Annotated in this window: 8 protein-coding genes; 1 reads left to right on the top strand and 7 read right to left on the bottom strand. The window is 68.3% G+C overall.

Annotated elements, in window-relative coordinates; all coding sequences use genetic code 11:
* Positions 1-660: 660 nt before the first annotated feature.
* Positions 661-1383 carry an SDR family NAD(P)-dependent oxidoreductase gene (locus tag L5014_RS21040; RefSeq protein ID WP_238465674.1) on the top strand — a complete coding sequence of 241 codons (723 nt, stop codon included), beginning with the start codon at positions 661-663 and terminating at the stop codon, positions 1381-1383.
* A 40-nt stretch (positions 1384-1423) separates the two neighbouring features.
* Here the strand turns inward: L5014_RS21040 and L5014_RS21035 are convergent, their stop codons facing one another.
* The 7 genes from L5014_RS21035 to kdpC form a co-directional block, all read right to left on the bottom strand.
* Positions 1424-1846: a MarR family winged helix-turn-helix transcriptional regulator gene (locus L5014_RS21035; protein WP_238465673.1), complete on the bottom strand. Its 423-nt coding sequence runs from the start codon at positions 1844-1846 to the stop codon at positions 1424-1426.
* Between the two features lie 250 nt (positions 1847-2096).
* Positions 2097-4607: an ABC transporter permease gene (locus tag L5014_RS21030; RefSeq protein ID WP_238465681.1), complete on the bottom strand. Its 2511-nt coding sequence runs from the start codon at positions 4605-4607 to the stop codon at positions 2097-2099.
* Between the two features lie 179 nt (positions 4608-4786).
* Entirely contained in the window at positions 4787-5401 is a 615-nt protein-coding gene (locus L5014_RS21025) for a DUF4126 domain-containing protein (RefSeq protein ID WP_238465672.1), read from the bottom strand.
* Positions 5402-5611: 210 nt separating this feature from the next.
* Entirely contained in the window at positions 5612-5932 is a 321-nt protein-coding gene (locus tag L5014_RS21020; RefSeq protein ID WP_238465671.1) for a DMT family transporter, read from the bottom strand.
* A gap of 130 nt (positions 5933-6062) precedes the next feature.
* Complete coding sequence (gene kdpE, locus L5014_RS21015) at positions 6063-6761, bottom strand: two-component system response regulator KdpE (protein ID WP_238465670.1); 699 nt, start codon at positions 6759-6761, stop codon at positions 6063-6065.
* On the bottom strand, positions 6754-9675 hold the full coding sequence (locus tag L5014_RS21010) for a sensor histidine kinase (RefSeq protein ID WP_238465669.1): 2922 nt from the start codon (positions 9673-9675) through the stop codon (positions 6754-6756). Before L5014_RS21010 ends, kdpE begins: the two co-directional genes overlap by 8 nt.
* A 190-nt stretch (positions 9676-9865) precedes the next feature.
* Positions 9866-10480, bottom strand: a complete 615-nt coding sequence (gene kdpC / locus L5014_RS21005) for a potassium-transporting ATPase subunit KdpC (protein WP_238465668.1) — start codon at positions 10478-10480, stop codon at positions 9866-9868.
* Positions 10481-10482: the final 2 nt, after the last annotated feature.

Below are 10482 nucleotides of genomic sequence, written 5' to 3'. Positions count from 1 at the left end.
TTTTCTGCGGGCTCGAAGACCCTGTAGGCAGACGAGCTATCGGTCCAATGCGGCGACAACTGATCAGGCTGGCACCACAGGAGAGAATATACAAGTAGGCAAAAGAAAGCCGCTCAAACCGCTAGTGTGATGCCGTACACCACGTGCCGTTAATCGAAGTGGTTCCGGGGCATCCGTCATCCCGCACCTTCAAACTGAGTGACAAGGGACTCATTCATCCCGCTGCTCGCTACGCGCGCAGCGGTCGGGTCTGCGAGGGAAACCATGAGTACTGCCTGGGTAAGCGAATACGCATGCGCCCCACCGGTTTTGGGTTATGCCCCACGGCGCGCGTAGCGCCGCCGGAGGAATGAGCCCTTTGTCACTCTGTTATACGGCGCGTGATGACAGACGCTCCGGAACCGCTCCGATTACGGGCAAGGGGTGGACGGCGTCACACTAGCGGTTTGAGCGGCTTTCTTTTGCCTACTTTTCTTTGCCGCTGCAAAGAAAAGTAGGTGCCGCCCCGCACAGGGGCAACACTAATAGACCGACACGAACACAAGGAAACGCGAAGCAACCGCGAAGCAACCGCGAAGCAACCGCGAAGCAACCGCGAAGGAACCACAAAAAACCAAAAAACCGAAAACCATCCCGAACACCACCAGCAAGGACAACGCCATGAACCGCGCAGCCATCGTCACCGGCGGCAATACCGGCATCGGCCGGGCAATCGTCGAGCACCTGCTCGAAGCCGGCTATGAAGTGATCTCGCTTGACCTGCGCGCGAACGCGCCGGGACACGTCCGCCTTCACACCGTCGAAGTCGATCTCTGCGACGCGGCGGCCACGCGCGAAGCCGCGGCCGAAATCGCCGCGCACCACGGGCCCACCACGCTGATCCACAACGCCGGCACGATCCGCCCCGCGCTCCTGCCCGACGTCGCGCATGAGGACCTGCTCGCGCTCACGAACCTGCATCTGGCCGCGCCCATTGCGCTCGCGCAGGCCATGCTGCCCGCGATGCGCGAACAGCATTTCGGCCGGCTCGTGCTGATTTCGTCGCGCGCGGCGCTCGGGCTCGCCACGCGCACGGCCTACTCCGCGACCAAGGCCGGCATGCTCGGCCTCGTGCGTACCTGGGCGCTCGAACTCGGCCCGCTCGGCGTAACCGCGAACGCCATCGCGCCCGGCCCGATCCAGACCGACATGTTCCACGAGATCGTCCCCGCCGACAGCCCGAAGGTCGCGCAAATCGCGGCCGGCATTCCCGTGGGGCGACTGGGCCAGCCCGACGACATCGCGCGCGCCGCGATGTTTTTCGCGGCGCCGGAAAACGGCTTCGTCACGGGGCAGACGCTTTATGTGTGCGGCGGCACGAGCACGGGGAGCCTCGCGCTTTGATGAGCCCCGGCCGCGCGCTTGATATGGCGCGGCGCGCGCCTCACTTCGAATGCTGCTCGATCAGCTTGCGCAAAACGTCGACGAAGATCTTCGCCGTCTCCGGCTCGAACGGCAGCAGCACCGAAGCCTCGTGTTCCAGCGCGAGCACAACCAGCTCCGCCGCAAGCGCGCTTCCGTGCGGCGTGAGCGCGACGAGCGTGCGGCGGCGGCTCGCCGGATCCTCCTGGCGCACGACCAGCCCCGCCGCCTCCATGCGGTCGATCAACTTGCTAACCGTAGGCTGCTTCGCGAGGATCACGCGGCCGAGGTCGCCCATCGGCAGCGAGCCGTCGGACAGACACGCGAGCACCCGCCATTGCAGCACCGGAATCTTCTTGCGCGCGAGCGTGGCGTGGAATTCGTCGGAAATGAGACTGCTCGCGCGCGCGAGCAGCGCGGCGAGATAGGTGTCGAGAAAACGCATCGGCGCGGCATCGCACTGAGCCAGGTCTGTTTGTGCCGAAGCTGGCGCGGCGGGCTTTGTCGTGCGGGCGATCGTGCGTGCGGTCGTACGCTTGGGAGTGCGCTTGGGAGTGCGCTTGGGAGTCGATTGGATATTCATGGCATGGGCGGAAAACGCCCCGGCATCATATGCCGAAATCCACGCCGATGGCAGGCCCGACGCTTCGCCAAACTACGGCGCGCGCAATTGCACCCGAGCGACCTTGCGTCCTTCACGCATCGCGCAACGATTGCAGCGCGGGCCGCGCGAGCACGTGCCGCAGGCTGATCCACCCGCCCACGCCCGCGCAGGCCACGCCCGCCGCGATGCCCACAGGCACGAGCCACGGATCGAACGCGAGATAGAAGTCGAACACGCGCGTGGCCAGCACCGACCCCACGATCTGCGCGCCCACGGCCGCCATCAGCCCCGCGAGCGCGCCCACCGCGACGAACTCCGCCACCTGTACCGAGCGCACCTGCGCATGCGAAGCGCCCAGCGCGCGCAATAGCGCCGACTCGCGCATGCGCTCGTCGCGCGTGCCCGCGAGCGCCGCATAGAGCACGAGCATGCCCGCCGCGAGCGTGAAGATAAACAGGAACTGCACCGCGCCGATCACCTGCCCCAGCATGCGCTGGATTTGCGCGAGAATCGGCCCGACGTCGATGGCGGTCACGTTCGGATACTGCGCAACGAGACCGTCCACCACGGCGCGCTGCGTCTCGGGCAGATGGAAGCTCGTGATGTAAGTGGCCGGAAAATCGCGCAGCAACGCGGGCGGCATCAGCACGAAGAAGTTCACCTTGAACGAGCCCCAGTCGAGCTTGCGCACGCTCGTCACGGGAGCCGTCACTTCGAGGCCGGTCACGTCGAATGTCAGCACGTCGCCGGGCTTCACGCCGATCAACTTCGCGAGGCCTTGCTCGATCGACAACTGCGGCGCGCTCGAATCGCCGTACCACTTGCCTGCCTCGATACGGTTGTCGTCGGGCAGTTGCGTCGTGTACGAGAGATTGAACTCGCGATCGACGAGTCGGCGCGCATCCTCGCTCTTGTACGTGGCCGGGTCCACGGGCTTGCCATTGATCGTGGTGAGCCGCCCGCGCACCATCGGCTCGAGATCGGGATTGGCGACGCCATGCGCGGTAAGCCATGCGGCCACGGCGTCGTGCTGGGCGGGCTGGATGTCGATGAGAAATTCGTTGGGCGCATCGGGCGGCGTGGATTTGCGCCAGCCTTCGATCAGGTCGTTGCGCGTCATCGCGATGAGCAGCAGGCACATCAAGCCGATCGCGAGCGAGGTGATTTGCAGCGCACTCGCGCCGGGCCGCCGCTCGAGCGACGCGAGCGCGTAGCGCCAGCCCACGCCCGCGCGCGCTTCGAGACCGTTGCGCTGGCTGCGCGCCACGCGCGCCGCGCTCCAGAGCGCGACCCGCGCCACAGCCGCGAACACGAGCAGGCCCAGCGCAAAGCCGCCGGCGACGATGCCGCCGAGCTTGAGCTCGCCTGCCGCGATCACGAGCAGCCCCGCAAAGAGCGCAATGCCGATGGCGTAGGCCGCCCACGCCGTGCGGCTCTCCTCGCCCCACTCGCGGCGCAGCACGCGCACCGGCGGCACGCGCGTGAGCGGCAGGAGCGGCGGCAACGCAAAGCCGAGCAGCAGTACGAGACCAGCCGCGATGCCTTCGAGCGCGGGCAGCGGCCCGGGGTACGGCAGCACCACGTCGATCAGGGTGCCGAGCCAGGTGAGCAGCGCAAGATGGCCCGCGTAGCCGAGCGCCACGCCGAGCGCGCCGCCCACGAGCCCGAGGCCCGTGAATTCGAGCACGAACAGCGCGCGCAGCGTACGCTGGCTCGCGCCGAGGCACCGCATCGCAGCGCAGCCATCGAGATGCCGGCGCGTGTAGCGATGCGCGGCCATCGCGATCGCCACGGCCGCCAGCAGCGCCGTGAGCAAGGAGACGAGCGTGAGGAAGTGGCGCGCCCGGTCGAGCGCCTGGCGCACTTGCGGCTGCCCGTCCTGCAACGATTCGAGACCGACGCCGCGCAGCTTGCCGCCGTCCACGCGCGCGTGCGCCCACTCGGCAAACTGCGCGACGGCGGGATCGGCGCCCGCCACGAGCAGCCGGTAGGTGACGCGGCTGCCGAAGCCCGTGAGGCCGGTCGAGGGCAGATCGGCGGCGTTGAGCATCAGGCGCGGCGAGAAGTTCACGAACGAAAAGCCACGATCGAGCTCGCGCGTGATGAGCGCGCCGATCGTGAGGGTACGTGTGCCGACCTTCACCTCGCTCCCCACATGCACCTTGAGCGCGTCGAGCAGTTGCTGGTCGACCCAGACGGTGCCGGGCGGCGGAATGCCCTGCGCGACGTGCCCTGGGGCGCCGGGCGCGGACGCGATACGCAAGGCGCCGCGCAGCGGATAGCCCGGCGAGACCGACTTGACCGCGGCAAGGCGCGTGGCCGTCTGGCCAGCCGCTGCACCTTCGGCGCTCACCATGCTCGGGAAGATCGCCGTGGTCGCGGTACGCAAGGCGAGCGACTGCGCCTCGCGCGCGAATGCGGGATCGACGGGATGATCGGCGCGCACGATGAAGTCGGCGGCGATCATGCCCCGGGCATCGCGCTCCAGACCGCGCTGGAGCCGGTCGGCGAGAAAGCCCACGCTCGCGAGCGCCGCCACCGCCAGCACGAGCGCCAGCAGCAGCATCGTCAGCTCGCCCGCGCGCCAGTCGCGCGCGCTCATGCGCGCGGCGAGGCGCACGAGATCGGACCAGCCAAGGGTGGCGCGGGTTGTGCGAGGGGCCGTGCCCGGCCCGCCGCCGCGTGGACGCTCACCGCCCGTGCGTAGCGGGGTAGGCCCGGAGCGGCCCGGGTTGCCGCTGGGCGTGGCGTTCGAAGAAGACGAGGAAGGCCCGGCGCCGCTCAATCGTGACGGCTCCGCAGCGAGAAACGCGAGACCATGTGCGTGGCCATGCCGCGAAAACCGCCCTGCACACCGCGCCACAGCCTCGGCAGCGCCCAGGCGGCCACCAGCAGGAAGGCTGCGAGCAGCACCAGAAAGAGCACCGGCACAAACAACGCGAGCAGCACGCCAACAAAGGTCATGCCGTCTTCCGCGCCGGACGTGACAACGTTCGACACCGGCTCCGGCGAAAGATTGATGAGCGCGCGCGTGCCGGCCTTGGCCAGATGCGCGGTGCCGGCGAGCGTGCCGCCGGCGAGCGCCGCGACGGTGAGCATGGCCGGATCGGCGTGGCCGAGCGCACCGGCCGCCAGCATCGCGCCGGCGGGAATGCGGATGAAGGTATGCACGGCGTCCCAGAGCGAATCGAACGCGGGGACTTTGTCGGCGAGGAATTCGAGCACCGTGAGCGCGGCGGCGATGCCGATCACCCAGGGCGAAGCAAGAACAGCGAGCGTATCAGGCAGATGGATGAAACCGAGACGTTGCAGTACGCCGGCCATCAGGACCGTGAGGTAGAGGCGCAGACCGCTGCCCCAGGACAGGCCTGCGGCAAGCGAAAGTGGTTCCAGCATGACTGCCTCCTCGCGCGAGGCTCGCGCGGCGCCGTTCCCCACGAATCAGGCATGGCGTGACGCAACTTGACGCAACGTGGCGCCGGGTGTTGCCAGGCGTTATTGTGCGCGGAGTGTGATCGGGGGTTATCGGGTGATGTCCGTTCCATTATAGCCACGCAGCCCGCTGCGCCGCAGCCGTGTGGCGCGCCCGGCACGGGGAACCGCGACTCAGGCCGCCGACGAGAGCTTGAGCCCGACGAGCCCGAGCACGATCAGCGCGGCGCTGGCCACGCGCGCGACACTGGCGGCCTCGCCCATCACGATGATGCCGAGGATGAACGCGCCCACCGCGCCGATGCCGGTCCAAACCGCGTACGCCGTGCCGAGCGGCAGTTGGCGCATGGCGAGTGCGAGCAGCCAGAAGCTGCCGAGTGCAGTCACGATGGTGAACGCCGACCAGCCGAGCTTCGTGAAACCAACGGACAGCTTGAGACCGGAAGCCCATGCGACTTCGAGCACGCCGGCGATCAGGAGATAAATCCAGGACATGAGAACGCTCCCCTTGAGCAGTGGGGCCGTCCCCGTTTGAAGATGAGACGCAAGGTCGTCCTTACGCATCTGTAAGTATATCACGGGGGCCTATAGCCAGCCGCCCAGCGGCCCGGCCGCCAGCGCGCTGCTACTGCACGCCCACCAGCCGATACCCCACGCCCGTCTCGGTGACGATGTGCTCGGGCTGCGCGGGATCGCGCTCCAGTTTCTGCCGCAGATGCGCCATGTAGATACGCAGATAGTGGCTGCTCTCGACATGCGAAGGCCCCCAGACCTCGCGCAGCAGTTGCCGGTGGGTCAGCACGCGGCCCGCGTCGCGCACGAGGGTCGCGAGCAGGCGGTACTCGATCGGCGTGAGGTGCACGGGTGCACCGCCGCGCGTCACCTGGCGCAGACCCAGGTCGACGGTCACCTCGCCGAAGTTCACCTGCGGCGCCTCGTTCGCGCCACCCCGGTTGCGGCGGCGCAGATGCGCGCGGATGCGTGCGAGCAGCTCGGAGACGCCGAACGGTTTCGTGAGGTAATCGTCGGCGCCGGCGTCGAGCGCAGCGACTTTCTCGCTCTCCTGCGTGCGCGCCGACAGCACGATCACGGGCAGGTCGCTCCAGCCGCGCAGCTCGCGGATCACGTCGAGGCCGTCCGTATCGGGCAGGCCCAGATCGACGATCACGAGGTCGGGCTTGCGCGTCGCCGCCTCGACGAGCCCCTGCTTGCCGGTTTGCGCCTCGTAGACGGTAATGCCCTCGCCCTCCAGCGACACGCGCACGAAGCGGCGAATCTGCTTTTCGTCTTCGATCAGGACAACGGCGAGGCTCGGATCACTCATGGGCGGGTTTGGGTTCCTCGGTGGGCTCCGCAGAGGATTCGCCGAGGTCGGCGGCATCGGCTGGCAACGGCGGCGGCGTTTGAACCGGCAGCGCGAACCAGAACGACGCGCCTTCGATGCGGCCGCCGTCGGCCACGCCATCGGCCACACGATTGGCCGCGCCGATTGTACCGCCGTGCGCCTCCACGATCGCCCGGCAGATCGCTAGCCCGAGGCCGATGCCGGGCTTCGCCGATTCCTTCTCGCCGCGCGTGAACTTCTCGAACACACGCTCGCCCATGCCGTGCGGCAGACCCGGGCCGGCGTCGTCGATGCTCACACGCACGAACGGCAGCCCGTTCTCCTCGATGCGGCGCGCGCCGATCATGAGCGGCGTATCGGGCGGCGTGTACTTCGCGGCGTTTTCCAGCAGGTTCGAAAAGAGCCGTTCCATGAGCACAGCGTCGAGCTGCAGCAGGGGCAATCCCTCTTCGAGCGACACGCGCACCGGATGGCGCGCGAGCACACGGCGGCACGCGGCCAGCGCGGCGCCCACGGTTTCCTCGAGCGGCGTCCATTGCCGGTTGAGCTTGAGGCTGCCCGCCTGGAGGCGCGCCATGTCGAGCAGATTCGTGACGATGCCGGTCATGCGCAGCGCCTCGTCGTGGATCGCCTCGATGAGTTCGCCCGAATGTGTGCCCGAATGTGTGCCCGAACGTGGATCGCGGCCGTCGTCCGGATTCTCGGGCGCGTCCGACGCATCGCGCTCGTGCGTCTGCGCGAGCATCGACGAAAAGCCGACGATGGCCGTGAGCGGCGTGCGCAGGTCGTGCGAGATCGCCGAGAGCAGCGAGTTGCGCAACCGTTCGGACTCCATGTTGACGAGCGCGTCGCGCGCGATTTCCACGTAGTGCACGCGTTCGAGCGCAAGCGCGATCTGCGCCGCGAACGCGTCGAGCATGCGCTGCTGCTCGGGCACCTGCAACTCGCGCGCGTCGCGCGTGATCACGGCCAGCACGCCGCGTGTGCGCATCGGCGCCTTGAGCGGCAGGTACAGCGCCGCGGCCGCCGGCAACGTGTCGGTGCCACGGCCCGCGGGCTTTTGCTGATCGTAGACCCACTGGCCCACGTCGATGTCGAGGCTGCCGGGCTCGAGCATGATCCGCGGATCGGGGTCCTCGATCTTCTGCTGCACTTTGTCCACGCTGTCGGGCAGGAGGATCGCCACGCGCGCGCCGAACACTTCGCTCACATGGCGGCTGCCGATCGCCACGATCTGCTCGGTCGCGAGCGCGGCGGCCAGCTCGCGCGCCATCGCGTACATCGCGCCCGTGCGCTGCTCGCGCCGCTGCGCGACGCTCGCCTCGCGGCGCAGGCTCGACGTGAGGTGGCTGATGACGAGCGAGGTGAGCAGCATGCCCACGAAGGTCAGCAGATACTGGGTGTCACTCACCGAGAACGACAGGCGCGGCGGCACGAAGAAAAAATCGAACGCTGCCACGCTCGCGAACGAGAGCAGCACGCCCGGGCCACGCCCGAGCTTCGTCGCCGTGAAGATCACGCCGAGCAGATACAGCATGACGAGATTGGCGAGCGCAAAGTGCTCGTGCAGTGTGCTCGCGAGCACCGTGATACCCGCGCAGATCAGGAGCGCCGCCACATAGGCGCGCGGCGGCGAGCGGCGAACGGCGTGACCGGCACTGCCGGCGATAGCGGCGCGCCAGGCATTGACCGCACGCGCGGCGGCCGATGCCTCGCGCGACTCGCGACCGGCAAGCCGGTCGCTATCGGCGGCGCTCGCGCGCACCAGAATGAGGTCGACGTCTTCGGCATGATCAGCGAGGCGCTCGCCGAACGGCCGGCGCAACCCGCGCCGCCACCACGATGCACCAGCGCGCGACGCGGCGCCCGCCACGAGCTTGGAGACGTTGCGCAGCCGCGCATAGCCCGCCAGCGTGAGCGCGGCGTCCTCGCCAGCCAGCGTGGCAGTTTGCGCGCCCAGCTCGGAAGCGAGCTTGAGCGCGCCGAGCGTGCGCTGGCGCGCCTCGTCGGGCAGGCGCTGGAGCCTCGGTGTCTCGACGTACACGGCAATCCAGTCGGCCTTCAGGCTCGCCGCGAGCCGCGCCGCCGCGCGCACGAGCGCGCTCGCTTCCGGGCCCGGCCCCACACACACGAGCAGCCGCTCGCGCGCCTGCCACACGTGCTGAATCGAGCGGTCGGCGCGGTACTCGTGCATCTGCGCGTCGACGCGGTCGGCGGTGCGGCGCAACGCCAGCTCGCGCAGCGCGATCAGGTTGCCCTTGCGAAAGAAGTTGCGCACCGCGTGCTCGGCCTGCGCGGGCAGATAGACCTTGCCGTCGCGCATGCGGTCGAGCAGTTCCTCGGCGGGCAGGTCGACGAGCGTGACTTCGTCGGCGCCGTCGAACACGCGGTCGGGCACCGTCTCCCAGACGCGAATGCCGGTGATCTGCCCCACCACATCGTTGAGACTTTCCAGGTGCTGGACGTTGACGGTCGTATAAACGTCGATGCCCGCGTCGAGCAGTTCGTAGACGTCCTGCCAGCGCTTCATGTGGCGCGCGCCCTGCACATTCGAGTGAGCAAGTTCGTCGACGAGCACGAGTTGCGGCTTGCGCTCGAGCGCGGCGTCCAGATCGAACTCCTCGAGCGTGCGCCCGCGATACGCAATGCGCTGGCGCGGCAGCACTTCGAGCCCGTTCGTGAGCGCGGCGGTCTCGCTGCGCCCATGCGTCTCGACGATGCCGACCACCACCTCCACGCCCTCTTGCGCGCGGCGGCGCGCAGCTTGCAGCATCGCGTAGGTCTTGCCGACGCCCGCCGACGCGCCGAAGAAAATCTTCAGCTTGCCGCGGCGGCGCTTTTCTTCGTCGCGCTGGAGCCGGTCGAGAAGTTCGTCGGGATCGGGGCGGTTCATGCGGATTTCATGAGGAGAGTGGCGCGTGCCTGATTCGTCGGGGAACGCCGGGAACGTCGAGGGCGTCGGGATCGGGCACGTGGAGCGCTACGCGGGATCGTCTCACCGTGACGCGGAATAAGCAAACGCGGGCACGGTGCGAACGGCATGCGGTGCCCGGTTGCCTTCGGTCTTCGGCGTCACCGCACGCTCAGCTCGCCGCCTTGCCGTCGAGCGCAAGATTCAACTCGAGCACATTCACGCGCGGCTCGCCGAATACGCCGAACTGGCGGCCCTTGGTATAGCGGTCGACGAGCGCCTGCACCTCGTTCTCGCTCAGGTTGCGCGCCCTGGCCACGCGCGCGATCTGATACGCGGCGGCGGCCGGCGAGATCTCGGGATCGAGCCCGCTGCCCGACGAGGTCACGAGATCGACGGGGATTGGCTGTGAACCGCGCTGTGAATCGGGTTGCAAATCGGGCCGCGAAATACCGGTGCCCGCGGCCTCGAGCGCCGCGATGCGGCCTTTGACTTCGTCGGCCAGTGCCGGGTTGGTCGGGCCGAGGTTCGAGCCGCCCGAATTCGCCGCGTTGTACGGCATCGGCGAAGTGGCCGAGAGGCGGCCCCAGAAGTACTGAGGCGCGTCGAACTGCTGGCCGATCAGCTCGCTGCCCACCACCTTGCCGTTCACCTCGATGAGGCTGCCATTGACCTGGCGATGGAACACGGCCTGGCCAAACACGGTCATCACGGCCGGATACACGAGACCGGTGATCGCCGCGAGCACGGCGAAGATCACGATGAGAGGTCGAAACTGCGCTTTCATTT

Origin of the sequence: Paraburkholderia tagetis (assembly GCF_022213065.1) — a bacterium.
GTDB classification, from domain to species: Bacteria; Pseudomonadota; Gammaproteobacteria; order Burkholderiales; family Burkholderiaceae; genus Paraburkholderia; species Paraburkholderia tagetis.
Note: the sequence above shows the minus strand (reverse complement) of the source record. Positions and strands in the feature narration are given on the sequence as shown.

Bases quoted from the DNA above. Each gene is read 5' to 3' on its own strand.
- L5014_RS21040 (WP_238465674.1), top strand. From the start codon at position 661: ATGAACCGCGCAGCCATCGTCACCGGCGGCAATACCGGCATCGGCCGG.
- L5014_RS21035 (WP_238465673.1), bottom strand. From the start codon at position 1,846: ATGCGTTTTCTCGACACCTATCTCGCCGCGCTGCTCGCGCGCGCGAGC.
- L5014_RS21030 (WP_238465681.1), bottom strand. From the start codon at position 4,607: ATGAGCGCGCGCGACTGGCGCGCGGGCGAGCTGACGATGCTGCTGCTG.
- L5014_RS21025 (WP_238465672.1), bottom strand. From the start codon at position 5,401: ATGCTGGAACCACTTTCGCTTGCCGCAGGCCTGTCCTGGGGCAGCGGT.
- L5014_RS21020 (WP_238465671.1), bottom strand. From the start codon at position 5,932: ATGTCCTGGATTTATCTCCTGATCGCCGGCGTGCTCGAAGTCGCATGG.
- kdpE (WP_238465670.1), bottom strand. From the start codon at position 6,761: ATGAGTGATCCGAGCCTCGCCGTTGTCCTGATCGAAGACGAAAAGCAG.
- L5014_RS21010 (WP_238465669.1), bottom strand. From the start codon at position 9,675: ATGAACCGCCCCGATCCCGACGAACTTCTCGACCGGCTCCAGCGCGAC.
- kdpC (WP_238465668.1), bottom strand. From the start codon at position 10,480: ATGAAAGCGCAGTTTCGACCTCTCATCGTGATCTTCGCCGTGCTCGCG.